Source organism: Hydrogenophaga sp. IBVHS2, assembly GCF_002127215.1.
In the GTDB taxonomy this organism is placed as follows: Bacteria; Pseudomonadota; Gammaproteobacteria; order Burkholderiales; family Burkholderiaceae_C; genus Hydrogenophaga.
The window spans coordinates 844304-867652 of sequence record NZ_NFUT01000002.1; the positions used below are offsets into that span (position 1 = coordinate 844304).

The 23349-nt window shown below is 65.1% G+C and carries 27 protein-coding genes and 2 tRNA genes; 15 read left to right on the plus strand and 14 right to left on the minus strand.

Features of this window, described 5'->3' with window-relative positions; all coding sequences use genetic code 11:
- Nucleotides 1–2 precede the first annotated feature (2 nt).
- The 6 genes from hemF (at nt 3) to rng (ending at nt 5104) form a co-directional block, all read left to right on the plus strand.
- The gene (hemF, locus tag CAP38_RS08705; RefSeq protein WP_086120935.1) at nt 3–956 is read left to right on the plus strand and encodes an oxygen-dependent coproporphyrinogen oxidase; all 954 of its coding nucleotides are present in this window, start codon (nt 3–5) and stop codon (nt 954–956) included.
- A complete protein-coding gene (nadD, locus tag CAP38_RS08710) occupies nt 956–1609 on the plus strand; it encodes a nicotinate (nicotinamide) nucleotide adenylyltransferase (RefSeq protein ID WP_086120936.1) in 654 nt (217 codons plus the stop codon). The genes hemF and nadD overlap by 1 nt, the downstream gene beginning before the upstream one ends.
- Nucleotides 1606–2382, plus strand: coding sequence for a ribosome silencing factor (rsfS, locus tag CAP38_RS08715; RefSeq protein WP_086120937.1), 777 nt, complete (start codon nt 1606–1608; stop codon nt 2380–2382). The genes nadD and rsfS overlap by 4 nt, the downstream gene beginning before the upstream one ends.
- Nucleotides 2379–2846, plus strand: coding sequence for a 23S rRNA (pseudouridine(1915)-N(3))-methyltransferase RlmH (gene rlmH, locus CAP38_RS08720; RefSeq protein WP_086120938.1), 468 nt, complete (start codon nt 2379–2381; stop codon nt 2844–2846). Before rsfS ends, rlmH begins: the two co-directional genes overlap by 4 nt.
- Before the next feature lie 86 nt (nt 2847–2932).
- Nucleotides 2933–3550, plus strand: a complete 618-nt coding sequence (locus tag CAP38_RS08725; protein WP_256924372.1) for a nucleoside triphosphate pyrophosphatase — start codon at nt 2933–2935, stop codon at nt 3548–3550.
- A gap of 21 nt (nt 3551–3571) precedes the next feature.
- Complete coding sequence (rng, locus tag CAP38_RS08730) at nt 3572–5104, plus strand: ribonuclease G (protein WP_086120940.1); 1533 nt, start codon at nt 3572–3574, stop codon at nt 5102–5104.
- 12 nt (nt 5105–5116) lie between these two features.
- On the opposite strand, the gene msbA is transcribed toward rng, so the two are convergent.
- Nucleotides 5117–6940: a lipid A export permease/ATP-binding protein MsbA gene (gene msbA, locus CAP38_RS08735; RefSeq protein WP_086120941.1), complete on the minus strand. Its 1824-nt coding sequence runs from the start codon at nt 6938–6940 to the stop codon at nt 5117–5119.
- A 222-nt stretch (nt 6941–7162) separates the two neighbouring features.
- Here msbA and tolB point away from each other — a divergent pair, with 222 nt between their 5' ends.
- The 8 genes from tolB (at nt 7163) to CAP38_RS15210 (ending at nt 13508) form a co-directional block, all read left to right on the plus strand.
- The gene (gene tolB / locus CAP38_RS08740) at nt 7163–8443 is read left to right on the plus strand and encodes a Tol-Pal system beta propeller repeat protein TolB (protein ID WP_179188499.1); all 1281 of its coding nucleotides are present in this window, start codon (nt 7163–7165) and stop codon (nt 8441–8443) included.
- Nucleotides 8444–8513: 70 nt separating this feature from the next.
- Nucleotides 8514–9074, plus strand: coding sequence for a peptidoglycan-associated lipoprotein Pal (pal, locus tag CAP38_RS08745; protein WP_179188500.1), 561 nt, complete (start codon nt 8514–8516; stop codon nt 9072–9074).
- Between the two features lies 1 nt (nt 9075).
- Nucleotides 9076–9855 (plus strand): tol-pal system protein YbgF, encoded by a 780-nt coding sequence (ybgF, locus tag CAP38_RS08750; protein WP_086120943.1) that lies wholly within the window; start codon nt 9076–9078, stop codon nt 9853–9855.
- A gap of 51 nt (nt 9856–9906) precedes the next feature.
- Complete coding sequence (locus tag CAP38_RS08755) at nt 9907–11019, plus strand: YeeE/YedE family protein (RefSeq protein ID WP_086120944.1); 1113 nt, start codon at nt 9907–9909, stop codon at nt 11017–11019.
- Nucleotides 11016–11849 carry a ThiF family adenylyltransferase gene (locus CAP38_RS08760; protein WP_256924374.1) on the plus strand — a complete coding sequence of 278 codons (834 nt, stop codon included), beginning with the start codon at nt 11016–11018 and terminating at the stop codon, nt 11847–11849. Before CAP38_RS08755 ends, CAP38_RS08760 begins: the two co-directional genes overlap by 4 nt.
- Nucleotides 11850–11933: 84 nt before the next feature.
- Nucleotides 11934–12009, plus strand: a tRNA-Lys gene (locus CAP38_RS08765).
- Nucleotides 12010–12627: 618 nt separating this feature from the next.
- The gene (locus tag CAP38_RS15205) at nt 12628–12957 is read left to right on the plus strand and encodes a hypothetical protein (protein WP_143435790.1); all 330 of its coding nucleotides are present in this window, start codon (nt 12628–12630) and stop codon (nt 12955–12957) included.
- 2 nt (nt 12958–12959) lie between these two features.
- On the plus strand, nt 12960–13508 hold the full coding sequence (locus CAP38_RS15210; RefSeq protein WP_143435791.1) for a hypothetical protein: 549 nt from the start codon (nt 12960–12962) through the stop codon (nt 13506–13508).
- Nucleotides 13509–13691: 183 nt separating this feature from the next.
- On the opposite strand, the gene CAP38_RS08770 is transcribed toward CAP38_RS15210, so the two are convergent.
- The 12 genes from CAP38_RS08770 to CAP38_RS08805 form a co-directional block, all read right to left on the minus strand.
- Nucleotides 13692–14813, minus strand: coding sequence for a phage major capsid protein (locus CAP38_RS08770; protein ID WP_086120946.1), 1122 nt, complete (start codon nt 14811–14813; stop codon nt 13692–13694).
- 199 nt (nt 14814–15012) lie between these two features.
- A complete protein-coding gene (locus tag CAP38_RS15350; protein ID WP_179188501.1) occupies nt 15013–15207 on the minus strand; it encodes a hypothetical protein in 195 nt (64 codons plus the stop codon).
- Nucleotides 15208–15412: 205 nt separating this feature from the next.
- The gene (locus CAP38_RS08775; RefSeq protein WP_143435792.1) at nt 15413–15832 is read right to left on the minus strand and encodes a hypothetical protein; all 420 of its coding nucleotides are present in this window, start codon (nt 15830–15832) and stop codon (nt 15413–15415) included.
- 86 nt (nt 15833–15918) lie between these two features.
- A complete protein-coding gene (locus CAP38_RS08780) occupies nt 15919–16206 on the minus strand; it encodes a hypothetical protein (protein WP_086120948.1) in 288 nt (95 codons plus the stop codon).
- On the minus strand, nt 16206–16343 hold the full coding sequence (locus CAP38_RS15355; RefSeq protein ID WP_179188502.1) for a hypothetical protein: 138 nt from the start codon (nt 16341–16343) through the stop codon (nt 16206–16208). Before CAP38_RS15355 ends, CAP38_RS08780 begins: the two co-directional genes overlap by 1 nt.
- The gene (locus CAP38_RS15360; protein WP_179188503.1) at nt 16340–16510 is read right to left on the minus strand and encodes a hypothetical protein; all 171 of its coding nucleotides are present in this window, start codon (nt 16508–16510) and stop codon (nt 16340–16342) included. The genes CAP38_RS15355 and CAP38_RS15360 overlap by 4 nt, the downstream gene beginning before the upstream one ends.
- Entirely contained in the window at nt 16503–16838 is a 336-nt protein-coding gene (locus CAP38_RS08785) for a hypothetical protein (RefSeq protein ID WP_086120949.1), read from the minus strand. The genes CAP38_RS15360 and CAP38_RS08785 overlap by 8 nt, the downstream gene beginning before the upstream one ends.
- Nucleotides 16838–18016 carry an AAA family ATPase gene (locus CAP38_RS08790; RefSeq protein WP_086120950.1) on the minus strand — a complete coding sequence of 393 codons (1179 nt, stop codon included), beginning with the start codon at nt 18014–18016 and terminating at the stop codon, nt 16838–16840. Before CAP38_RS08790 ends, CAP38_RS08785 begins: the two co-directional genes overlap by 1 nt.
- The gene (locus tag CAP38_RS08795) at nt 18013–18471 is read right to left on the minus strand and encodes a CHC2 zinc finger domain-containing protein (RefSeq protein ID WP_086120951.1); all 459 of its coding nucleotides are present in this window, start codon (nt 18469–18471) and stop codon (nt 18013–18015) included. The genes CAP38_RS08790 and CAP38_RS08795 overlap by 4 nt, the downstream gene beginning before the upstream one ends.
- A complete protein-coding gene (locus CAP38_RS15215) occupies nt 18468–18815 on the minus strand; it encodes a hypothetical protein (protein ID WP_179188459.1) in 348 nt (115 codons plus the stop codon). Before CAP38_RS15215 ends, CAP38_RS08795 begins: the two co-directional genes overlap by 4 nt.
- Complete coding sequence (locus CAP38_RS08800) at nt 18769–18984, minus strand: AlpA family transcriptional regulator (protein ID WP_086120952.1); 216 nt, start codon at nt 18982–18984, stop codon at nt 18769–18771. The genes CAP38_RS15215 and CAP38_RS08800 overlap by 47 nt, the downstream gene beginning before the upstream one ends.
- Before the next feature lie 300 nt (nt 18985–19284).
- Complete coding sequence (locus CAP38_RS08805) at nt 19285–20595, minus strand: integrase (RefSeq protein ID WP_256924375.1); 1311 nt, start codon at nt 20593–20595, stop codon at nt 19285–19287.
- Nucleotides 20596–21004: 409 nt separating this feature from the next.
- Between CAP38_RS08805 and CAP38_RS08810 the strand changes: the two genes are divergently transcribed.
- Nucleotides 21005–23173 carry an ATP-binding protein gene (locus CAP38_RS08810; protein ID WP_179188504.1) on the plus strand — a complete coding sequence of 723 codons (2169 nt, stop codon included), beginning with the start codon at nt 21005–21007 and terminating at the stop codon, nt 23171–23173.
- Nucleotides 23174–23229: 56 nt separating this feature from the next.
- Here the strand turns inward: CAP38_RS08810 and CAP38_RS08815 are convergent.
- A tRNA-Asn gene (locus tag CAP38_RS08815) sits at nt 23230–23305 on the minus strand.
- Nucleotides 23306–23349 lie beyond the last annotated feature (44 nt).

Consider the following 23349-nt stretch of genomic DNA (forward strand, 5'->3'; position numbering starts at 1 on the left):
GCATGAACACCACGGCCCCCACATCCTCCAGCGTCCAGGCCCCGGCCGGCGCCATCGAGACGGTCCGCGAGTTCCTCACGGGACTGCAGCAGCGCATCACCTCGGCGGTGACCGCCCTGGACGGCACCCCCTTCCTGACCGACTGCTGGACCAAGCCGGCCGGCGAGAAACTGCAGGGCAACGGCATCACCATGATCCTGGAAGGCGGTCCGGTGTTCGAGCGGGCCGGTTGCGGCTTCTCGCACGTCACCGGCCCCCAGCTGCCGCCCTCGGCCACGCAGCACCGTCCGGAGCTGGCCGGTGCTCCCTTCGAGGCCATGGGCGTGTCGCTGGTGTTCCATCCGCGCAATCCCTATGTGCCCACGGTGCACATGAACGTGCGCATGCTGGCCGCCACGCCCGCCGGTGGCGAGCCGGTGTGCTGGTTCGGCGGCGGCATGGACCTCACGCCCTACTACGGTTTCGAGGAGGATGCGCAGCACTTCCACCGCACCTGCAAGGCGGCCCTGGGCCCGTTCGGCGACGACAAGTACCCGCGCTTCAAGCAGTGGTGCGATCAGTACTTCTTTCTGAAGCACCGCAACGAGCCGCGCGGCGTGGGCGGCGTGTTCTTCGACGATTTTTCCGAGCTCGGTTTCGACAACAGCTTTGCCATGATGGCCGCCACTGGCGACGCCTTCCTGGACGCCTACCTGCCCATCGTCGAGCGCCGTCGCCAGCTGCCCTACGGCGAGCGCGAGCGCGCGTTCCAGCTCTACCGGCGCGGCCGCTATGTGGAGTTCAACCTGGTCTGGGACCGCGGCACGCACTTCGGGCTGCAGTCGGGCGGGCGCAGCGAGTCCATCCTGCTGTCCATGCCGCCGCTGGTGAGCTGGTCCTACAACCACCAGCCGGAGCCCGGCAGCGCCGAGCACCGGCTCTACAGCGAATTCCTGGTGCCCCGGGACTGGGCCTGATGACCCATCCCTCCGATGGACCGACCATCCGCCGCGTGGGCATGTTCGGCGGGGCCTTCGACCCGCCCCACGGTGCCCACCGGTCCCTGGCCGAAGCGGCCATCGCCCAGCTGAACCTGGATGCGCTGCATGTGCTGCCCACCGGGCAGGCCTGGCACAAGACCCGGCCGCTGACCGATGCCGTGCACCGTGTGGCCATGTGCCGCCTGGCCTTCGGTGATCTGCCCCGGGTGCGCATCGACGAGCGCGAGATCCATCGGCAAGGCCCCAGCTACACCGCCGACACCCTCGCCGAGCTGCGCCGCGAGCATCCGCAGGCCGAGCTGTTCCTGGTGCTCGGTGCCGATCAGCTGCTGGCCTTCCGGCAGTGGGTGCGCTGGCAGGAGGTGGTGTCGCTGGCCACCCTGGCCGTGGCGGCGCGGGCGCGCTCCATCGGCGCCCAGGCGCTGGACGCACCGGTCGAGGAGGCCGATCTGTCCGGCGTCGATCTGCCTTTTGTGCCCCTGACCATGCCGCTCAACCCGGTGAGCGCCACTGCCGTGCGCGCCCGCCTGGCCGCCGTCGGCCCCGATGCCGCGTCCCTGGACGTGCTGGTGCCGGCTCCGGTCGCAAGCTATATTTCACAGAACCATCTCTACCAGACCCCTACATGACCAGCGAAACCACCGCCAAAAAAGACATCCAGAAACTGCAGCGCGCCATCGTCGAGGGGCTGGAGGATGTGAAGGGGCAGGACATCGTGGTGTTCAACACCGAAACGCTCTCGCCGCTGTTCGAGCGCGTCATCATCGCCAGCGGCACCTCCAACCGCCAGACCAAGGCCCTGGCCGCCAGCGTGCGCGACGCGGTGCGCGAGGCCGGCTTTGACAAGCCGCGCATCGAGGGCGAGGAAAACGGCGAATGGATCATCGTGGACTGCGGCCAGGCCGTGGCGCACGTGATGCAGCCCGTGATCCGCCAGTACTACCGGCTGGAAGAGATCTGGGGCGCCAAGCCGGTGCGCCTGAAGCACGGCGCCGAGAAGGCGGCCGAGAAGGCTTCTGCGCCGGCGAAGAAGACCGCCAGCCGCAAGACCGCCGCCGCCGAGCCGGCTGCCGTGCCCGGCAAGACCGTGGTCCGCAAGCAGGCGGCCGCCAAGACGGCCGCCAAGGCCCCCGCCGCCGGAAAAGTCTCGGCCGCGAAGAAGGCCGCTCCTGCGAAGTCGGCAGCCGGGAAGGCCGCACCCGCCAAAACCGCCGCCAAGCCCGCGGCCAGGACGGCAGCCAAGAAAGCGCTGCCCAAGGTGGTGGTCGGCAAGACGGCCAAGCCGGCCGCCCGGACCGCCGCGAAACCTGCTGCGAAACCCGCCGCGAAACCGGCTGCCAAGGCGCCGGCCCGCAAGACCGTCCAACCCGCTGCCCGCAAGACCGCGCCCAAGAAGGCATGAAGCTGCTGATCGTCGCGGTCGGCCAGCGGGTTCCCGACTGGGCCCAGACCGCCTATGACGATTACGCCAAGCGCTTCCCGCCCGAGCTGAAGGTGGAGCTGCGCACGGTCAAGACCGAGCCGCGTGGCTCGCGCAGCACCGAGGCCCTGATGGCGGCCGAACGGGAGCGCATCCAGGCGGTGCTGCCGCGCGGCTGCCGCACCGTGGTGCTGGACGAGCGAGGCACCTCGCTCACCACCCAGGCGCTGGCCCGCCAGCTCACGCAGTGGCAGCTGGGCGGCGACGATGTGGCACTCATCATCGGCGGACCGGATGGCCTGGAGCCCGCGTTCCGCGACGCAGCCCACCAGCGCATCCGCCTCTCCGACCTGACCCTGCCGCACGCCATGGTGCGGGTCCTGCTGATCGAGCAGCTCTACCGTGCCTGGTCGATCAACGCCAACCATCCGTACCACCGGGAATGAAACAAGGCCCCCACGCGCCAAAGCTGCGCGGGTCGCTGCCCCCCGAGGGGGCGAGGTCCGCCTTGGGACGGCCCGGCGCCGGCCCCTTGCTCTACCTCGCTTCGCAGAGCCCGCGCCGCAAGCAGCTGCTGGAGCAGTGGGGTGTGCTCCCCGAGCTGCTGCTGCCCGATGCGGATGAAGATGTCGAATCGCTGGAGGTCGTGCGGGGCGGCGAGGCTCCGGCCACCTACGTGCAGCGCGTCACGCGGCTCAAGCTGCAGGCCTCGATGGAACGCCTGCAGCGGCGCGGACTGCCACCGGCCCCGGTGCTGTGTGCCGACACCACGGTGGCCTTGGGCCGGCGCATCATGGGCAAGCCGGCCGATGCGGCCGAGGCCCGCGCCATGCTGCGCGATCTGGCCGGCAAGACCCATCGGGTGCTGACCGCCGTGGCGGTGGGCGTGCCGGCGCGCCGGGCCGGTGGTGAAGGCCGGATGGTGCAGGCGCTGTCGGTGTCGACCGTCACCTTTGCACCGCTGACCCGAGCCGAGATCGACCGCTATGTGGCCGGGGGCGAGCCCATGGGCAAGGCCGGTGCGTATGCGTTGCAGGGCCAGGCCGCCTTGTGGGTCCGCCGCATGACCGGCAGCCACTCGGGCATCGTCGGCCTGCCGGCCTTCGAGACCGCGCAGGTGCTGCGCGAGGTCGGTCTCCCTCTGTACTGAACACCCTTCGTCGACCAAGCCATGAGCCAAGACATCCTGATCAACTGGTCACCCCAGGAAACCCGCGTGGCGGTGGTGGAGCAGGGCGCCGTGCAGGAGGTGCATCTGGAGCGCACCCTGGAGCGGGGTCTGGTGGGCAACATCTACCTGGGCAAGGTGTCCCGCGTGCTGCCGGGCATGCAGTCGGCCTTCATCGACATCGGGCTGGACCGCGCGGCCTTCCTGCACGTGGCCGACCTGATGCCCAACATCCAGGCCAAGCACGCACCGGCACGGCCTCCCGAGGCCGAGGCGAATCCTGCGCAGGGGAATGCCCCGCGGGTGCTCACGCCCAACCCGGTGCTGCCGATCGAGCGGCAGATCTTCGAGGGCCAGGCGCTCATGGTGCAGGTGCTCAAGGACCCCATCGGCACCAAGGGCGCCCGCCTGACGGCCCAGATCAGCATCGCGGGGCGCCTGCTGGTGTTCCTGCCGCAGGACAACCATGTGGGCGTTTCGCAGAAGATCCCCCCGGCGCAGCGCGAGGCCTTGCGCCAGCGCGTCACGCAACTGGCGGCCACCCCGGACGGCAGCGCCACCGGGGGCTTCATCCTGCGCACCAACGCCGAGGATGCCGCCGACCAGGAGCTGATCGACGACATCGCCTACCTGCGCAAGACCTGGCTGCGCATCAAGGAGGCGGCCACCCGCCAGCCCCCGGCCACCCTGCTGCACGAAGACCTCAACCTGATGCAGCGGGTGCTGCGCGACCTGGTGGGCGCGCAGACCCAGTCGATCCGCATCGATTCCCGCGAGCAGCACGGCCTGCTGAGCGGGTTCGCCCAGGAGTTCATGCCCGACACCGTGGCCAAGCTGCAGCACTACAGCGGTGAGCGGCCGATCTTCGACCTGTTCCACATCGACGACGACATCGCCAAGGCCCTGGGCCGGCGGGTCGACCTGAAGTCCGGCGGCTACCTGGTCATCGACCAGACCGAAGCCCTGACCACGGTCGACGTGAACACCGGCGGCTTCGTGGGGGCCCGCAACTTCGACGACACGGTGTTCCGCACCAACCTCGAGGCGGCGCAGGCCATCGCGCGGCAGCTGCGGCTGCGCAATCTGGGCGGCATCGTCATCGTGGACTTTATCGACATGACGCGCGAGGACCACCGCGGTGCCGTGCTGACCGAGTTCCGCAAGCAGCTCGCGCGCGACCGGGTCAAGACCATGATCGGCGGCTTCTCGCAGCTGGGCCTGGTGGAGATGACGCGCAAGCGCACCCGCGAATCGCTGGCCCACATGCTGTGCGAGCCTTGCGAGGCCTGCGCCGGCAAGGGCGAGGTCAAGACCGCCCGCAGCGTGTGCTACGACATCCTGCGCGAGATCCTGCGCGAGGCGCGGGCCTTCAACCCGCGTGAGTTCCGGGTGGTGGCCTCACCCAAGGTGGTGGAGCTGTTCCTGGATGAAGAGCGGGCCCACCTGGCCGGGCTGTCGGACTTCATCGGCAAGCCCATTTCGCTGCAGGCCGAAAGCTCCATGACCCAGGAGCAGTACGACATCGTCCTGCTCTGAGCCGGAGTCGCTTCAGGCGGGGGTGGCGAGACCACCCTGCGAATGCAGGCGGGCGTACAGGCCGTCGGCGGCCAGCAGTTCGGCGTGGGTGCCCAGTTCGGCGATACGGCCCTCGGTCAGCACCACCACGCGGTCGGCATGCTCGATGGTGGACAGCCGGTGGGCAATGACCAGCGTGGTGCGGCCCTGCATCAGGCGCGACAAGGCCTCCTGCACCAGCCGCTCGCTTTCGTTGTCCAGGGCCGAGGTGGCCTCGTCGAGGATGAGCACCGGCGCATCCTTGTAGATGGCGCGCGCGATGGCCAGCCGCTGGCGCTGACCACCCGAGAGTTCGGCCGCGTTGTGGCCCACCACGGTGTGGATGCCTTGCGGCAGGCGCGCCACCAGCTCGCCGAGGTTGGCCGACTGCAGCGCGGCCAGCACCCGGGCTTCGTCGATCTGCTCGGGCTCGCTGCCCAGGGCCACATTGGCCGCCAGGCTGTCGTTGAGCATGACCACGTCCTGAGAGACCATCGCGAACTGACGGCGCAGGCTGGCGAGGTCCCAGTCGGGCAGGGGAGTGCCATCGAGCGTGATGTGGCCCTGATCCACCTCCACGAAGCGCGGCAGCAGATTGACCAGCGTGGTCTTGCCGGAGCCCGACGGGCCGACAAAGGCCAGCACCTCGCCAGGGCGCACCCGCAGCGACACGCCGTGCAGTGCCACATGACCGCCGTGTCCGGTCTCGCCGTCCCGCTCCGGGTAGCGCACGGTCACACCGTGCAGTTCGATGGCGCCCTGCACCCGGTCGGCGGTGTGGGTGCCCCCGGTCTGCACCGGCGTCTGCTCGATCAGTTCCAGCCCGCGCTCCAGGGCGGCCAGCCCGCGGGTGATGGGCGCAGTGATCTCGGCCAGGTGCCGGATGGGGGTGATAAGCATGAGCATGGCGGTGACGAAGGCCACGAAGTTGCCCACGCTCACGCCGCTGCTGGTGCTCTGCCACAGCGCCACCGCGATCACGGCCGACAAGGCGCCCGAAGCCAGCAGCTGGGTCAGCGGCGTCATGGCGGCCATCGCGATGGTGGATTTCAACGCCAGCTTGCGCAGCCGCACGCTCAGTGCCTCGAACCGGTCGGCCTGGCGATCCTGCGCGCCGTGCAGCCGGATCATGCGGTAGGCCAGGGCGTTTTCTTCCACCACATAGGCCAGCTCGTCGGTGGCCTTCTGGCTGTCCTTGGTCAGCTGGTACAGCCGCCGGGTCAGCACCCGCATGATCAGGATCAGCCCGGGGAACACCGCCAGCACGATCAGCGTGAGTTTCCAGTTCAGGTAGACCAGGTAGCCCATGAGCGCCAGCACCGTCAACGAATCCTTGGCCAGCGTGAGGAAGGCCGACACCAGCATCTGCGAACCGGTCTGCACCTCGTACACCAGCGTGTTGGACAGCTTGCTGGCGCTCTGCCGCGAGAACAGCGCCATCTGTGCCTCGTTCAGGCGCGCAAACATGGCCCGGCGTAGGTTGAGCATGCCCAGGCTGGCGGTGTAGGACAGGGCGTACTGGGCCACGAAGGTGGCCATGCCCCGCAGGCCGAACAGCCCCATCAGCGCCACCGGCACCGCCCACAGCGGCACCTGGCCGGCGGCAAAGCCTTTGTCGAGCAGCATCTGCAGCAGGGCCGGGATGGCGGGCTCGGTCAGCGCGCCCACCAGGGTGGCCAGCGCTGCCAGTGCGATACCGGCCTTGGCGCCGCGGAAATAGGGCCACACGCGGCGCAGGCGCTGCCCCAGGGTGCCGGGCGGGAGCGCAGAGGGGGCGGGTGCGGCGGGTGCGGCCGGCGGGGCGTTGGATGCGGTCAAGGGCGAACGTTGGATGGACGGATGCGGAACCTGCGGGCCGCAAAGGGATCACATGGCCGCTTGCGCGGGGTCGGACCACCTCTCACATCTTGTCACGGGAGGGGGTCACGTGCCTCCGGTATTATCGGCCGCTCTCTTTCGGACCGCGACCACCGCCTGCGCAACACGTCCCGAGACCCCACCAAGATGCCCGATCAGATCCGAACCGCTTCGTTCGTCCCCATGCCGCGCCGCCGCGCGCTGGGTCTCGTGTCCTCCCTCCCTCTGCTGGCCCTGCCGTTCTCGCAGGCCCATGCCCAGTTCCGTGTCGAGATCGCCGGCGTCGGTCTGACGCAGTTCCCCTTTTCGGTCGTGAACTTCCGCGGCAACGATGCCGCCAGCGAGAACATGGCCGCCATCATCCGCGCCGATCTGGAGCGCAGTGGCCAGTTCCGATTCGTCGAGCCGGTGCCCGGTGCGCTGGACGAAACCTCCCGCCCCGACCTGGCACCCTGGCGCCAGCGTGGCACCGACTCGCTCGTGACCGGCAGCGTCACCCGTCTGGCCGACGGCCGCTTCGACGTGCGCTTCCGGTTGTGGGACGTGGTCCGCGCCCAGGACCTGGGTGGCCTCAGCTACCCGGTGGTGGCGGCCGATCTGCGACTGGCTGCCCACCGCATCGCCGACTACATCTACGAAAAGCTCACCGGCGACAAGGGCGTCTTCTCGACCCGCATTGCTTACGTGACCAAGGCGCCGCAGCGCTACAACCTCTGGGTGGCCGACGCCGACGGCTTCAACGCCCGGCCTGCGCTGACCAGTCCGGAGCCCATCATCTCCCCGAGCTGGGCCCCCGGCGGCACCCAGCTGGCCTATGTGTCGTTCGAGTCGCGCAAGCCGGTCATCTATGTGCACGACGTGGCCACGGGCAAGCGGCGTCTGCTGGCCAGTTTCCGCGGCTCCAACAGCGCGCCAGCCTGGTCGCCCGATGGCCGTCAGGTGGTCGCCACCCTGTCGATCTCGGGTAACGCCCAGATTTATGGCATGGACGCCAACGGCGGTGAGCCCCGACGCCTGTCCAGCAGCAGCAGCATCGATACCGAACCGGTGTTCAGTGCCGACGGCAAGTCGATCTTCTTCGTCAGCGACCGCGGCGGCTCGCCGCAGATCTACCGCATGGAGGCCGGCGGCGGCAATGCGCAGCGCCTGACCTTCAGCGGCAACTACAACATCTCGCCTGCGCCCAGTGCCGACGGCCGCTGGCTGGCCTACATCTCCCGCGTGGGCGGCGCCTTCCGGCTGCACGTGATGGACCTGGCCAGCGGACAGGTGACCGCCGTGACCGACGGCTCGGCCGACGAGAGCCCGAGCTTTTCCCCCAACAGCCGCCTGATCATCTACGCCACCCGCGACAAGGGCCAGGAGGCGCTCATGACCACCACGGTCGATGGGCGCATCAAGACCCGTCTGGCCGGCTCGCAAGGCGACATCCGCGAGCCCGAGTGGGGCCCGTTCATCAAGTGACGGTTCTCCCCGCGATCCCGTTTCCCCTGTTGTTCCTCTCGTTCTTTTCCATCCATCAAAAGGTCCCCACATGAACCAGAACCTGTCCCGTCCCCTGTTCCGTCGCGCCGGCCTGGCCATCGGCCTGACCGCTGCCATGCTGCTGGCCGCCTGCGGCTCCAACGTCAAGCTCGATGAAGTGCCGGTGTCCGACCGTTCGGGCACCGCCACCGGTGCCGGTGCCGGCGGCCAGGGCAGCGGCGTCGATCCGCGTGGCGTGACCGGCGTGCAGGTGCAGGGTGCCGGTGGCGCCCAGCCGCAGCAGCTCCAGCGCATCGTGTACTTCGATTACGACAGCTTCGAGGTCAAGCCCGAGTTCGCCTCCGCCCTGGAAGCCAACGCCAAGTACCTCAACGCCAACCGCACCGCCCGTGTCGGCCTGGAGGGTCACACCGACGAGCGCGGCGGCCGCGAGTACAACCTGGCCCTGGGCCAGAAGCGTGCCGAAGCCGTGCGCCGTGCACTGTCGCTGCTGGGCGTGTCCGACAGCCAGATGGAAGCCGTGAGCTTCGGTGAAGAGAAGCCCGCCCAGACCGGCTCCGACGAAGCGGCCTTCTCGAAGAACCGCCGCGTCGAAATCAACTACCGCTGACATGCAGGCCGCCCGTCAACGTCTGAGCGGCTGGTCCGGGCTGTGCGCCGTTGCCTTGTCGGCAGCGGTGCTCTGGCCCACCCAGGCCCATGCCCTGTTTGGTGACGACGAAGCCCGCCAGGCGATCCTGGAACTGCGGCGCAAGGTCGATGCCAACCAGGCCGCGAGCGAGGCGGCCCGCAGCGAGGGCGATGCCGCCACCCGCCGCAGCCTGCTCGAACTCTCCAACCAGATCGAGCAGCTGCGCGGCGAGCTGGCCCGCCTGCGTGGCCAGAACGAACAGCTCGCCCGCGAGGTGGCCGAGCTGCAGCGCGCCCAGAAGGATGTGCAGGCCGGCATCGACGCGCGACTGCGCGAGGTCGAACCGCTGAAGGTGGAGCTGGACGGGCAGAGCTTCGTGGCCCAGCCGGCCGAGAAGGCCCAGTTCGAGGCCGCCATGGCGACCCTGCGTCGCTCGGAGTTCGCCGCGGCATCGACGGCCTACACCGCCTTCCTGCGCCAGTACCCGGCCAGCGGCTACACGCCCTCGGCCCTGTACTGGCTCGGCAATGCGCAGTACGCCGCCCGCGCGTACAAGGACTCGGCCGACAGCCACCGCCGTCTGGTCACCGAGTTCCCGAACCACCCGCGCACCCCCGAAGCCATGCTGGCCATGGCCAACAGCCAGGTGGAACTCAAGGACGCCAAGGCGGCGCGTCGCACCCTGGACGATCTGGTCAAGAAGTATCCCCAGTCCGAGGCGGCTGCCGCTGCCAAGGAGCGTCTCGCGCGCCTGCGCTGAGCCCGGTCCGGCCCCCGGCCCGCGCCGGGTGGCCTCCTACAATGGCGGGTTATGGAACTCGCCGAATTCAACCAGCTTCGCATCACCACGCTGTGGGCGGCCTTTGCCGTGGCCGTCGCCTTCGGCTTCATCGCCCAGCGAACCCACTTCTGCACCATGGGGGCGGTCAGCGACATCGTCAACATGGGTGACTGGACCCGCATGCGCATGTGGGGCATGGCCGTAGGCGTGGCCGCCATCGGTTTCCATGCACTGGGCTGGCTGGGCTTGATCGACACCACCCAATCCATCTACACCGGCGCCCGGGTGGTCTGGCTCTCGGCCCTGAGCGGTGGTGCACTGTTCGGGTTCGGCATGGTCCTGGCCTCGGGCTGCGGCAGCAAGACGCTGGTGCGCATCGGTGGTGGCAGCCTGAAGTCCCTCGTGGTGTTCTTTGTGATGGGGCTGGCGGCCTTCATGACGCTGCGCGGCGTCTTTGCCGTGTGGCGCAACGCCACGGTCGACCAGGTGTTCTTCGAACTGCCCCAGGGCAGCGCGGTGCCGGCCTGGGTGGCAGCGGCCACAGGGCTGGAGACCGGTTTGGCCGGACTCGTGTGCGCGCTGGTGCTGGGCGGTGCCCTGGTGCTCTGGGCGATGCTCGGTCGGGATTTCCGCACCGGCAACAACCTGCTGGCCGGCTTCGGCATCGGCCTGGTGGTGGTGGCCATGTGGTGGGTCAGCGGCCATCTGGGTTTCGTGCCCGAGCACCCTGAAACGCTGGACGCCGTCTTCCTGGGCAGCAACACCGGCCGCATGGACGCGTTGACCTTCACCGCACCCATGGCCTATGCGCAGGACTGGCTCATCTTCTACAGCGATGCCAGCAAGGTGCTCACCTTCGGCGTGGTCACCGTGGCCGGTGTCGTGGTGGGCGCGCTGGCCTGTGCGCTGATCGAGGGCAGCTTCCGCTGGGAAGGGTTTGCCGGCACCCAGGACACCGCGCTGCACATCGTGGGTGCGATCTGCATGGGCGTGGGCGGTGTCACCGCGCTGGGCTGCACGGTGGGGCAGGGCCTGTCGGGACTGTCCACCCTCAGCCTGACCAGCGCCATTGCGGTGGCCGGCATCATGCTCGGTGCGGTGCTGGGCTTCCGTCTGCAGATCTGGTTGCTGGAGCGCGGGTGACCGACGCCACCGAGCCTTCCGGCACCGAGCTGTTCGAGCGCCGTTTCGGCGGTCTGCGTCGCCTCTATGGTGTGGAGGGGGCGCAGCGCGTCTTCAATGCTCATGTGGTGGTCGTCGGCCTGGGTGGCGTGGGCTCCTGGAGCGCCGAGGCGCTGGCCCGCAGCGGAGTGCGGTGTCTGACACTGATCGACATGGACCATGTCGCCGAGTCCAACATCAACCGGCAGATCCACGCGCAGCTGGCCACCCTGGGGCAGTCCAAGATCGATGCCCTGCGCGATCGCATCCACAGTTTCCACCCGGGGTGCACGGTGCGCTGCATCGATGATTTTGTCTCGCCCGAGAACTGGCCCGCGCTGCTGGGTGCGGAGCTGCCCGATGCCGTCATCGATGCCTGTGACCAGGTCAAGGCCAAGACGGCCATGGCCGCGTGGTCGTGGTCGACGGGGGTGCCGCTGGTGTCGGTCGGTGCGGCCGGCGGCAAGCGCCATGCCGAGCGCATCGAGATCGGCGACCTCGGCACCGTCACCCACGACCCGCTGCTGGCGCAGCTGCGCTACCGCCTGCGCAAGTCGCACGGCGGTGCCCGACAGGGCCCGATGCACCTGGCCTGCGTGTTCAGCCGGGAGCCCGTGGCCCCGCCCGACCCGTCTTGCGGGCTCGACGGAAGTGATGGCAGCCTCAACTGCCACGGCTTCGGTTCGGTGGTCAGCGTGACCGCCAGCGCCGGCATGGCGGCGGCCGGGTGGGTGATGAACACACTGGCTGCAGGAAATTTGCGAAAAGTGAAGCCCTCTTCAAAAACACCCAAAAATGACGCTATAATTTGAGGCTTCGCAGGGTGCGATGAACACTGTTCACCAAACGATGCGAATGAACCAAGGCTGCTTGCAAGAGCGTTGCCAAGGCAGTGTGGGACGTTAGCTCAGTTGGTAGAGCAGCGGACTTTTAATCCGTTGGTCGGCAGTTCGAGCCTGCCACGTCCTACCACCAACATGGCGTAAGCCCTAGAAACCCCGCTATCTAACTGGTAGCGGGGTTTTTTAGTTTCTGGCGCAGTAACAGTTTGGTGACAGTCTCCTGCCCTCTCTGGCGGCTCGATCCGTCCTACTTCACTAGGTGTCAGCCCGGTTAGGAATGCAGCCCAAAAGCGTCTAGTCTCCGTTGCGTAGGCAGCCCTTTTGGCTGTCCCAGAGACATGAAAGGGTGCAATGGACAGAAAGACGATCCTTTGGGGTGGCTTCGAGGTCACCTATGGCTCGAAGGAAGACAAGTACAGGGCTCATGCAGTGCCGAGGTCTAAGGCTCGCGGCCTAGGACTGACCAACATATCTGCAGAGGGTGCCACCGCGAGCGAAACTCTAACTGCGATGTACAGGCTGATCGTCGATGCATGGAAACCTTTCACAGAGAAGGATCCTGACGTCCAGGCTCGCTTGAATAAGGGCTCCGTCACTGGGCATTCGGCTGAATGCCATCGGTGTCATCACGGAGTACACAGCGCCTACATGCCTGCGTGTGCTGCTTGTAAGCGCTCTATTTGTTTGAACTGTGGCTCGTGCCTGTGCGGATACTCAGGACCGATCAAGTCTCCGACCTAATCTGACCATGAGCTCATACACCAGCCCAAAACGCGCGCTCTTTCTACTCGATGAATTGCAGGCGCTAGGCTTCACCGACAAAGCATTCGGAGTCCTTCATCATTTCGGACCCAAGGAGAGGATTCAGTCGTTCCGCAACTACTGCGAGACTCGTCCTAAAGCGTTCCAGGCAGGCGGCACTAACGCTGCTGTTGTCCAGAGACTAGAGATGGTGCTGCGCATGTATTGGGCGGCTGGCCTCATGTCCAGCCACGAGGATCTTTTCGTGCACCTCGCGCATGCCACGATGGTGGAGGTGCCCCTACAGAGCGTGCTTCCCATTGATCATTCGGAGTGACGATGCGCGGCTTCTGGATTGGCATTATTTCAACCTGCATCGCGCTTTTACTATTACCCGTGGTAGCCCATCCGGGAGCCGAGCCGATCAGGGACTGGCTGAGAAGCCAAGTGCAAAGCAATGCACCGGCATGGGTGCAGGCTATCGGCAGCGTCGCTGCCGTCGCTATCGTGATCTGGATAGACCGGCGAGCAACAGCCCAGGCTGAACGTGCGGCCAGTCAGTACGCCGTCTTGTTCATGGCACAGGCCTTGGAGTCGATAGATCAGGCTGCAGAGACCAGTTCAAATGCCATCAAAGCACAGCTCCGTTCCAATTTGGCCGCACTTGATGACTGTTATGAGGTCGGCAAAAGCGTAAGGCTTGAATTTCTACCGCCGAGGAAAGCAGTCTCGGTGAGCATGGTTCGATCCCACATAGTGCAGGCGAGGAGTGCGACACAGCATGCCCTTGACAGCTCATCTGGACAGTTGGTGGGCTTATCCTTGGCGAATGTGCTGGCTCAGTATCGGGATGCTGTATTGGCACAGCAGGCCAACTTCTCTCGCTGATAAGCTGGGTAGGCAAATTTCGATATAAAAGCCCCGGCTTGTGACCGGGGCTGATACCTGCCGCGAGACTTGGACGGCTCCGCAGGCTGTCGGCGTTGCTTCTTGGAATGGCGACTGTCCGACTAAGGCCACGTGCGGGGGCCGAAACCTCGGGGCGCCCTCCGCACACTTTGCCCCTGGGGATTAGCTCATCAGATCGCCGTAGATCACAGCCTGCGGGCGCAGCACGCCGAACGCGGCGCGGGCTTCGCAAAGCGCCACAAGCACGTTCTTGGTGAAGTTGCCGTTATGGCTGTCGCTCAGCAGCATCTGGGCGTTTTGACGAATCCAGACCTGGGCGGCGCTGGTGTCCATCACAACAAACTTGCCTTGCTGCATGTCGTTGGACAGGTGAACCATAGTGCCCCACAGCATGGGTGCCGCAGCGGTCGCAGGGTTGGCCCACACGAACGCGCCCTCGTTGTCTCGCTCCAGCTCCATCGCGCTGAAGTCCAGCGGGTTCAGGATGGTGAGATTGGGCTGATAGTCGCCGGACTGCAGAACCGACATGGCATCGCGCACAGTGTCCAGCGGGGTGAAGGTGCTGGACGGGCCGGAATACACAACATGGTTGCCGGAGTCGGTCAGGCCGCTGAATTCAGGGCTGGTGCCGGTGCCGTTAATCATCTGCTGTTCCATCTTGCGCCACACACCCTCCATGAGGCGGGCCTGCAGGAAGTTGGCCAGGACCGGGCTATCTGCATAGACCTGCCGTGACAGTGCGGTGTAGTGGGCGAAGGTTTCCACGCTTGCCAGCTTCAGATCGAAAGTGAAATCGCTTTCGTCCTTCTCGGTGCCCTCGCTGGACTGGATGCCAGCCACGCGCACGTTGCCGGTTTCCTGCAAGTACTCCACGCCGGGCGCGGTGGTGTTGGCAACGGTCAGGTACTCCCATAGAAACCGGCGGCGGGATGCCAGCGGCACGATGCCGGGGCTTCGCTCAAACGCGGCTTGCTCGTCGCCGTTGTTGGTGATGACGGCCTTGGACTGCATCGCGGCCTTGAGGTCAAAGTCAAAGCTCACGCGGGATGCAAGGCGGTTGCCTTCGCGCCATGCCTGCAGGCTCGGATCGGCTTGCATCTTGGTCGCCAGGGTCGAACCGAAACCTACAGCCGAATGGGCGCCGGGCATGGATCGCAGGCCACCCGATTTCTGGGCCAGCTCGGTTACTTCATCGCGCAGGCTTTTGACTTGGGCGTCATATTTGGCGTCCATCTTTTCCATGCCTTTGCGCACGATTTCTTCCAGATCATATTCTTGGGACATTTTGTATTCCTTTGGCTCTCGCCGTTAATTGATGGTGTGCGTTAGCTCTGTTCCACAGCATCTCGCTGCTTTCCATCGCTCATCAATTCGGTGCACCAGCATCCCGCAGGCGCCAGAGAATACAAAAGCATCCCGCAGTTGTTCTCTTTTGAATCGTTGGCATTACGCTTAATGCCTGGGCCAATTCTATTTCAATTCATTAGCGTTTGGTCTTTGTCTTATTCGCTTCTCTCAAAAGCGGCAGCACTTTACTGCGGAAGTGATCCATCTGGACGCTAAACGCATCGACCTGAATCCGCAGCGAATGATTGATTTTCAGCAGTTCATCTATGGTTTGTTCCTGGGCGCGGATCAAGTCCAGGGCGGTGTCTAGGCTGTTTGGTTTTCTGAGCATGTTCAAATAATTAAACGGTGTTTAATTCTTCGGCGCCCGTTCGATTTCCTGACGTAGGCTCGCGGCTTCGGTCCATGCGGCGGCAAACGCGGTGCCATCGGCGGGTGGCTCGATGCTGTCCACCTCGCAGGGATGCACCCCCCACGGTGGCGTGTTGTCTCGCTCTCGCAGGCGCTGGGCCTCGGGGGACAGATACGGGTGTTGCTTAACCTTCATGCTCGTACCTCTGCCTTAGTTGCTCGGCGGTGGGCGCCTGGGTGCGGCGGGATGCGTTGCGGGCGGTGTCCGGCTCTTTGCGGGCTTGGTTCGTCAGGCGCAGGCTACGGGCTGCAGCCATCGCGGCCTTGCTATGGCTTACCTGGGCGGCGCTCAGTCGCGGCCATGCGGGTTCCATTACGTCCAGGCTTTGCAGCTTGTCCGCTAGGCTGTCCGCAAACGATTGATGCGTTACGTACTGGATTAGCTGCGGCACTTGATCCGGCGTGAAATAGTCGCCGGGCAGGTTATCGACCACGATATGCCACAGCCTGCGCTGTTCGGTGGTCAGGCTCTGCGGCGCTTTCAATCGCGCCAGTGTCTTGATGGGTGAAACTACGCTTAATGCGGCTTGGCTTTGCTTTGGCATGGTGTGTTTTTCTGGGGCGGTCAGAAAATAAGGGTTAGCGGCTGGTCGGCAGGGGAGTGCGGTTTACTTTCAAATATCCCCCCTCCCTATTTCCAGCCTGGGTGTGTTCCATCAGTGTCGAATGTCGGCCTGGGCTTTCCTCCGCGCTCAATGATTTGTTTGTCGCGTGAGTGGTGACTGGCGCAAAGGGATTGCAGCTCGCCGTGAAAAAACGCTGTCATGTCTCCCTTGTGCGGCGTCACGTGGTCAGCCACCGTCGCCACGGTTAACCGGCCTTCTGCCTTGCACATGCGGCACAGCGGCTCGATGGTTAGCTGCAGGCTGCGCTGCTCACGCCAGCGGCGGGTGTCGTACAGGTGTTTGTGCTGGCCCATCACAGCACCCACCGGCTGGCAATCGTTGTGGCCTTGCGGCGTGAGACACCCAGGCGTTTCAGCAGGCGCTCGATAAAGCGGCGGCGCATCGGTTGATGGGCCTTGATCGCGCTGAACGCGAAAAACAGTTCGGTCATGGCTTGGGTTCCTTCAGTTCTTCGATAAGGCGCTGCAGCGTTTCCTCGGGCGGGGTGCGCGGCCATGTCGCCAGGGCTTCGGCCAGTGCGGGATAACCGCGCTTCGGCCAGTCGTGATCCGGCGGTGGTCTAGGCTCCACGCGGCGGCGTTTGCGCGGCTTATCCATGCTCTCCCCTCGGGTAGCTCTGCCGAAAGTGGTCGGTCAGATCGCGGTGAAGATGCGGCGGCGTTTGCTCGATTTGCTGGCGCATGGCCTGCCGCGCCTCGGGGCCGTCCTGCCAGTGGTCGCAGGCACGCATGGCCGCGTCGATCAGCTCGGCGGCTGTCTGGTGCGCCTGGGCTAGGTAGTCGATCAGGGCGGGCTTATTGCTGCGGATCAGCTCGCGCAGTTCGTCGGTTAGGTTGGACGCGGGCCACGCGCTTAGGCGGTCGCCTCGCAGGTCCAGCCTCACGGCAGCGGCAGACAGTCGGCGCAGGATTTCGGCGGCTTCCATCAGAAGTCCTCCACGCGGTCGCCGCTGCCAACTTGGTCAACTTGTCCAACTTGTCCAGCGTTAAAAGGTTGGACACCTTGGACAACTTGGACAGGTTGGCTGGGGATTGACCAGTACCAGCCCTCTACGGTCTTGCGCTTTTTTACGTGCAGGGCATCCGATGCGCGGCGAACGGTACGCCATGCAATCCCTGCCGCTTTGGCCTCTGCCTCTACTGTCTTGGTGGGTGTCGGGCCATCCCGCAGCAGGTCGGTCAGAAACTCCGCTGCGCAGTCCTGGGCGCTCTTTTCCTCGTCATCGGCTTCGGTGTTGTCGGTCAGCAGTTCGCGGGCGCTGCCTTGCACAGCCTTGCCCCATGCCACGCGGGATGCCTCAATGCCCGGCATTACCTCCACCTGTTCCAGGTGGTACTCATAACCGCCATCGTCTGGGCCAATGTTGGACTTGCTACGGGCAAGAATGCGCCGGTCCTCGCCGTCCTCACCTTTGACCCTTGCGGCCACTAGCACCACGCGGGCCACGGCACTGAAAGCCACTGAACCGATAACGCGCTGCGTCGGGTCGCTGCCTTGTCCACCCTTGGAAAAGTGTGTGATGCCCAGCACAGCGAAACGGCCAGCGGCTGCGGCATCGACCAGCGGCTGCAGGGCGCGGCGCACCTCGGTGTTTTTGTGGCTGTCGCCAGTCACTGCGGACACAACGGGGTCCACGATGACCAGCCGGGCGCCTCCGATGCGCTCAATAGCTGCCAGCAGCTTACGCATGTCGTGGGCCGGATCGAAGGGCTGCGCACCTGTCGCGCCTCTAGTTCCCTCTACAAAATAGACCCGGGAACGCTCGCCACCAGCGGCCAGCAGGCGCGGCAGCAGGGTGTCGGCGGGGTCGTCCTCGCCGCTCCACACGATGACGTTTCCCGCTTCGCATTTGGTGCCATCCGGCCAGCGTCCGCCCAGCGTGACAGTCGCAGCCAGTGCGCCGACTGCCAGCGTCGTTTTGCCTTGGCCTGGGGCGCCTGCCAGGATGTGAACCTTCCCAAGTGCCAGCCAGTCGCGCCACAGCCATTCCACCGGCTCGGGGGTCAGGTCGGCGCCGCTGGTGAGAATGACCGACTGCAGATCGGTTGCTTCTATGTCCGCGTCCAGCACAGCGGTGAATTGGTCATATTCGGCGGGCCTCATGCGTAAGCCTCCACCAGCCGATTGATCCGGGCGGCAGCGGTCAGCAGCCGAAAGCGGTCCGGCTCAGTCAGGGCGCGGCCATGCGCCACGTTGGCGGCGGCGACTGCGGCCAGCGTTGCCTCGAAACCAATAACCTGCAGGGCAGCTCGGGGCGGCAGCGGTGCGGGCTTCTGTTCTCGGTGCGGCTTGCCGTCATCAACCCAGGCGCCTAGTGCCTTTGCGGTATCGACAAACTCCAGGCCATGCGCCTCCATGTGATACGCCAGTACGTCGCCACCCTTGGCGCCGCAGGCCATGCACACCCATGCGCCATTGCGGACATTGATGCGCATGGAATCGCTGCCATCGTGAAAAGTGCAGGCGGTGGTACGCCATTCGCCACGGCCTTTGAGGGTCAGCCCTTCGCCGTCAAAGTAGGTTGCCGGGTCGGGCAGTTTGGTGCGGTCGAATGTCATCGGCGCACCTCGCTGGCCTTGTCGGCGCCTTGCAGGCGGTCCAGCCACTGCAGCATGGCCTCGGGGGTGTCAAACGCTTTGCACCAGCCCCACCGGCTTGCGTGATACCTCCAGCCGTTGCCCTCGCGGGTTCGGAAAACATGGGCGCCTGATTCCTGCGCACGCTGCCGTAGTTCGGCAAAGGCTCGGGCCTCTGCGCTTGTGAAGGGCAGGGGATCGGGGTCGATGGTTGCCGGGCTGGTTGGCTCGTTGATCCCGGCTACTAGTACCGGCTCGGGCAGACGGCGGCAGTTCTTATCAAACATGGGCGGCACCTCGACGCGCTTCGAGATGCGCCAGGACATCGCCAGCACGCCAGCGGCTGCAGCGCGGACTAAGTTTTTCGGGCGCTGGAAATTGCCCTAATTTAATTAGGTCGTAAAGCTTGGTTTTTTTAATCCCAACAAGGGATTCAACTGCTTCAAGGCGTAGCCTTGTTTCAGGGTGGATATTGGCGCTAAGGGTCTGTAGCATTGGTCCTATTCCTTTCCGCGCAATCCCGATTGGGTTCGCTTGCGGCCAATAATAGGATGCTAGTTATCACCTGTCAGGAGACAAATCTGTGGATAACTTGCTCTGCGCCGTTGGAGCGTCGTATTATGAAACGACGTGGAAACAAAAATGCTGCGGCAAAGATGCTAAGTTGTTGATTTAATTGGATTTATTGAGATTGTATGTGGCGGTGCCACGATTCTCGTTTGCCTCAATCGATGCACGATATCGAGAAACATGATGTTGTACAGCTCTAAGGGCATGTCGTAGTGCAGGTTGCCGTCACCCCTTACGCTGGCCTACCTTGGGCGGGTTCGGCTTGCTGGTCGTTACGAGCCTTTCGAGCACTTCTAATGCTGCCAGCTTCTCATCTGCGTAATCGTGGCCGTCATAGTGGCGGGCTTGAACTCCACCAATTCCATGCGACTGCAGCCGACCCCGGATTTCCGCGCTGATACCTGCGGCAGCAAGTGCTGTTTCGATTCCAGATCGCAGCCGCTTGGCTTGGAAGTCTGGAATCTCGGTGGCGGCATCGCAGGCCCACGCGCTTAGCGTTGTGGCGGCTACGTGGGTAGCCCCCCCATCAGTGGAAAGTGCCCAATCCAGGCCAGTAGCTGCCTGGGTGAGGGCGCCTGCAGCGGCGGGCGTCAGCGGGATGATGTGGGGGCGGGGCGGTTTTCCCGGTCGGCCTTTCCCGTCATACAGCGTGATGCTGTCCGGGGTGATGTTGCTGGCCTTGAGGCTCACCAGTTGCTCGATCCGTTGCCCACCTGTCAGAAGGTGCAGCCGCAGCAGGGCGCCACGGAATCCCGGCAGGGTCTTGATGGCCTTCCAGTAGGTCCGCAGTTCTTCCAGGCTCAGCGGTCGCTTGTCCGGCTTGTTGGCGCTTTCATCCGGGGCGGTTTCGGCGGCGGGGTTGATGGACACGCCGTATTCCTTGAACCGCAGCGGGATGCTCGGCTTGGTGCGGGCGGCTTTTGCGGTCTGGTAGGCGGCGCGCATGTAGCTGCGCAGCTTGTTGGCGGTTCTGCCTTTCCCACCCTCCAGGCAGCGGCGCATCATGTCGGCCACCTGTTCGGGGGTGATTTCGCGGGCGGGCAGGGCGGCGACTTTGGGCCAGGGCGCCACGATATGCACACCGGTGATGCTACGCACGTCCTTATGGCTGCGGCGGCCTAGTGCTTCCAGGTGGTCGGCGTAATCCTCCATAAGGGCCTGCAGGCTATGGCTCAGAGCCTTTTCCCGTTCCTCGGCCTGTTGCTGGCGCTCTTGCTCTTTCGCTTGCTTGATGCCAACAAAACCGCCTTGTGTCTTGTTCGCCTCATGCTGCAGGGCGAATGCCTCGGCGGCTCGGGTGGCCGCTGAAATGCTGAAACCGCGCTCGGTCGGGATCAGGGATTTAGGCGGGGCGCTGCTGTCATAGATGCCGATTTTTTCCCGGTGCGCTTTCCCGTTGTGGGTCACTCGCCAGTACAGGCTGATACCTGCCGCAAGCCTGCGGGCCTCTAGGGCGCCAGCGGGGTGAACCTTTCCAAGGCTCACGAATTTGCCCAGCTCAAGGGTGCGCAGCACCTGCCCGGCGGTTTTGTCCATTTCGGCCCCTAACGGTGACAGTTTCATCAGCGGACAAACTGTCCGCTACGGTCGACGGTGACAGTTTGGTAACAGTCTGGCGCCGGATGAAATTGTACGTCAACGGACTAAGGCGGAAGAAAGATCAATAAAAACAACGATCTATGTTTTCCGTGACAGTTCGTCGTTGTTCGGGATTCCCTCGGGGCGTGGGACTTTTAATCCGTTGGTCGGCAGTTCGAGCCTGCCACGTCCTACCAGAGATCGAAGGGGTCTGACCGCAAGGTCAGGCCCCTTTTCTTTTGGGGTCTCCAGTGCAGCCGTCCTGGTCTGTGGACTGCGTCACGGCGCCTGCTTTTGTTCTGAGGGGTCTATGGGGTTTTCGGTGCCAACGCCCCAAGTCGGGGCGGATACTGCCGATGCACCCATCATGCCGTTCACCCGACTGTTTTCACGCCCTGTCGATGCGCCTCCTTTCGATGCCGTGGACGAAGCCATGCGGCTCTCCAGCGCGGGCATCCGGGTTGCCGCCGAAGTGCTGGCTGCCGATGCCCCCCCACTGGCCGTGGTGCAGCGCTATTGCGATGCGGTGGTGCAGGCATCTTCCCATCTGTCTCTCGCCTGGTGCTGGTTCGGCCCCACCAACGCGCCTGTCATCGAGCCCTTGGTGAGCGCCGGCCGCGCCAGCGACTGGGCCCGCCAGATGCGGATCGAGCGCAACTGGCTCACGCGGCGGGGACCGGCGCTGCGCTCGGTGGACACGGGCCACAGCGAGACCGTGGCGATCTCCCGCTTTGCCATCTGGGGACCCTGGCGGCGCCTGGCCCAGGAGCACCAGGTTCGTTCCGTGCGCTGCATCCCGTTGCATGGGGACTCGCCGGCACGGACCGGGATCCTGGTGGTCTACGCCGATGCGCCGGACTACTTCGATGCGCTGGGGCGCTACTTCGACGATCTGGGGCAGCTGTTCGCCTCCATCCTGCTCAACCGGGAGGCGGCCGAAGCGTCGGCCCGGCACTACCTGCACCGGCTTGAACTGGCGGCCGAGGTGGGGGCACTGGGCATCTGGGAGCTGGATCTGGTCACACGCACCTTCACGGCCGACCGGCGCCTGACCGACATGATGGCGCTGCCGCCCAACAATGTCGAAAACCGGCTTTCTGCCGTGCTCGAACGCATCCATCCGGAGGACCGTGAACGGGTGCAGTCGGCGCTGAACCGCGCCGCTGCTCACGAACCCCCGATTTCCGAGGAATTCCGGGTGGTGTTCCCGGACGGACAGGTCCGGCATGTGCTGGGGCGCGCCATCGGCCAGCGCGACCGGGGGGGCAGGGCGGTGAAACTGGTGGGCGCCAACGTCGACATCACCGACCAGAAACGGGTGGAGGCGACCCTGCAGCAGGCTCGGGATGCCGCTGTGGCCGCCAGCCAGGCCAAGAGCGACTTCCTGGCCAACATGAGCCACGAGATCCGCACACCCATGAACGGGGTGCTGGGCATGAACGGTCTGGCGCTGGAACTCGCCACCGACCCGGTCCAGCGGGAGTATCTGTCGCTGGTGCGCAGTTCGGCCGAAGGTCTGATGGGCGTCATCAACGAGATCCTGGATTTCTCCAAGATCGAGGCCGGCCACATGAGCATCGAGCTGTCGGATGTGGAGGTGAAGCCCTGGCTGGACGAGATTGTTCGGCCCCTCGAGGTGCGCGCCCAGGAGAAGGGTCTGACCCTCCAGGCGGAGGTCGCCCCCGATCTGCCCGCGGTGCTGCGCACCGATGCGCTGCGTTTGCGCCAGATCGTCAACAACCTGATCGGCAACGCCATCAAGTTCACCGCGCAGGGCGGCGTGACCTTGCGCCTGTACCCTGCGGTACAAAGCACGGCCGGCAGGCTCATCCTGGCCCTGGACGTGATCGATACCGGCATCGGCATCGCCCCGGAGAAACAGGCGCTGATCTTCGAACCCTTCAGCCAGGCCGACGGCAGCATCACCCGACAGTTTGGCGGCACGGGTCTGGGCCTGTCGATCTGCCACCGGCTGTGTGCATTGCTGGGCGGCACGATCGGACTGGAAAGCACCCCGGGTTGCGGGACCACTTTCCGGGTGCGCTTGCCGGTGGAGGCGGTGCCGTTATCCTCCCTGCACAGCGCCATCCAGAAAGCCCCCGCCATGACCCTTCCGTCGCCTGCCCGATCTGACTCCGTCGCATCCGACCGTGCCGACGCTGCCGGCAACTCGCTGCGCATACTGCTGGCCGAAGACCATCCGGTGAACCAGAAGGTGGCGCAGATCATGCTGACCAAGGGCGGTCACACCGTGGAGGTGGTGGCCGACGGTGCCCAGGCCGTCGAGGCCGCCCGCAGCGGCGGCTTCGATCTGATCCTGATGGACATGCAGATGCCCGTGCTCGATGGCCTGGAGGCCACCCGACGCATCCGCGCCGAAGAACGCGAGCAGCAGCGCCCGCGCGTCACCATCATTGCCATGACCGCCAACGCCCGTGAGGAGGACCGTGCCACCTGCCTGGCCGCCGGCATGGACGACTTCGTGAGCAAGCCCATCCGCATGGCCACGCTGGTGGAGAAACTCCAGGCGCTCTGACGGGCCGGCCCGGCAACAAAAAAGCCCTTGCATCGCTGCAAGGGCTTTTGAATTTCTGGCTCCCCGACCTGGACTCGAACCAGGGACCTGCGGATTAACAGTCCGTCGCTCTACCGACTGAGCTATCAGGGAACAGCCTCAAATTATAGCGTCATTTTTCGGGTTTTCGAAGCGGC

Excerpts from the sequence above, each read along its gene's own strand:
- CAP38_RS08770 (WP_086120946.1), bottom strand. The coding sequence starts at position 14,813 with ATGTCCCAAGAATATGATCTGGAAGAAATCGTGCGCAAAGGCATGGAA.
- rlmH (WP_086120938.1), top strand. The coding sequence starts at position 2,379 with ATGAAGCTGCTGATCGTCGCGGTCGGCCAGCGGGTTCCCGACTGGGCC.
- nadD (WP_086120936.1), top strand. The coding sequence starts at position 956 with ATGACCCATCCCTCCGATGGACCGACCATCCGCCGCGTGGGCATGTTC.
- CAP38_RS15215 (WP_179188459.1), bottom strand. The coding sequence starts at position 18,815 with ATGTCCTGGCGCATCTCGAAGCGCGTCGAGGTGCCGCCCATGTTTGAT.
- CAP38_RS08800 (WP_086120952.1), bottom strand. The coding sequence starts at position 18,984 with ATGCTACAGACCCTTAGCGCCAATATCCACCCTGAAACAAGGCTACGC.
- CAP38_RS15210 (WP_143435791.1), top strand. The coding sequence starts at position 12,960 with ATGCGCGGCTTCTGGATTGGCATTATTTCAACCTGCATCGCGCTTTTA.
- CAP38_RS08755 (WP_086120944.1), top strand. The coding sequence starts at position 9,907 with ATGGAACTCGCCGAATTCAACCAGCTTCGCATCACCACGCTGTGGGCG.
- CAP38_RS08775 (WP_143435792.1), bottom strand. The coding sequence starts at position 15,832 with ATGCCAAAGCAAAGCCAAGCCGCATTAAGCGTAGTTTCACCCATCAAG.
- CAP38_RS08780 (WP_086120948.1), bottom strand. The coding sequence starts at position 16,206 with ATGGGCCAGCACAAACACCTGTACGACACCCGCCGCTGGCGTGAGCAG.
- tolB (WP_179188499.1), top strand. The coding sequence starts at position 7,163 with ATGCCGCGCCGCCGCGCGCTGGGTCTCGTGTCCTCCCTCCCTCTGCTG.
- CAP38_RS08805 (WP_256924375.1), bottom strand. The coding sequence starts at position 20,595 with ATGGACAAAACCGCCGGGCAGGTGCTGCGCACCCTTGAGCTGGGCAAA.
- CAP38_RS08790 (WP_086120950.1), bottom strand. The coding sequence starts at position 18,016 with ATGAGGCCCGCCGAATATGACCAATTCACCGCTGTGCTGGACGCGGAC.
- CAP38_RS08785 (WP_086120949.1), bottom strand. The coding sequence starts at position 16,838 with ATGGAAGCCGCCGAAATCCTGCGCCGACTGTCTGCCGCTGCCGTGAGG.
- CAP38_RS15355 (WP_179188502.1), bottom strand. The coding sequence starts at position 16,343 with ATGACCGAACTGTTTTTCGCGTTCAGCGCGATCAAGGCCCATCAACCG.
- CAP38_RS15350 (WP_179188501.1), bottom strand. The coding sequence starts at position 15,207 with ATGCTCAGAAAACCAAACAGCCTAGACACCGCCCTGGACTTGATCCGC.
- CAP38_RS08795 (WP_086120951.1), bottom strand. The coding sequence starts at position 18,471 with ATGACATTCGACCGCACCAAACTGCCCGACCCGGCAACCTACTTTGAC.
- rng (WP_086120940.1), top strand. The coding sequence starts at position 3,572 with ATGAGCCAAGACATCCTGATCAACTGGTCACCCCAGGAAACCCGCGTG.
- CAP38_RS15205 (WP_143435790.1), top strand. The coding sequence starts at position 12,628 with ATGAGCTCATACACCAGCCCAAAACGCGCGCTCTTTCTACTCGATGAA.
- CAP38_RS08810 (WP_179188504.1), top strand. The coding sequence starts at position 21,005 with ATGCCGTTCACCCGACTGTTTTCACGCCCTGTCGATGCGCCTCCTTTC.
- hemF (WP_086120935.1), top strand. The coding sequence starts at position 3 with ATGAACACCACGGCCCCCACATCCTCCAGCGTCCAGGCCCCGGCCGGC.
- CAP38_RS15360 (WP_179188503.1), bottom strand. The coding sequence starts at position 16,510 with ATGGATAAGCCGCGCAAACGCCGCCGCGTGGAGCCTAGACCACCGCCG.
- rsfS (WP_086120937.1), top strand. The coding sequence starts at position 1,606 with ATGACCAGCGAAACCACCGCCAAAAAAGACATCCAGAAACTGCAGCGC.
- pal (WP_179188500.1), top strand. The coding sequence starts at position 8,514 with ATGAACCAGAACCTGTCCCGTCCCCTGTTCCGTCGCGCCGGCCTGGCC.
- ybgF (WP_086120943.1), top strand. The coding sequence starts at position 9,076 with ATGCAGGCCGCCCGTCAACGTCTGAGCGGCTGGTCCGGGCTGTGCGCC.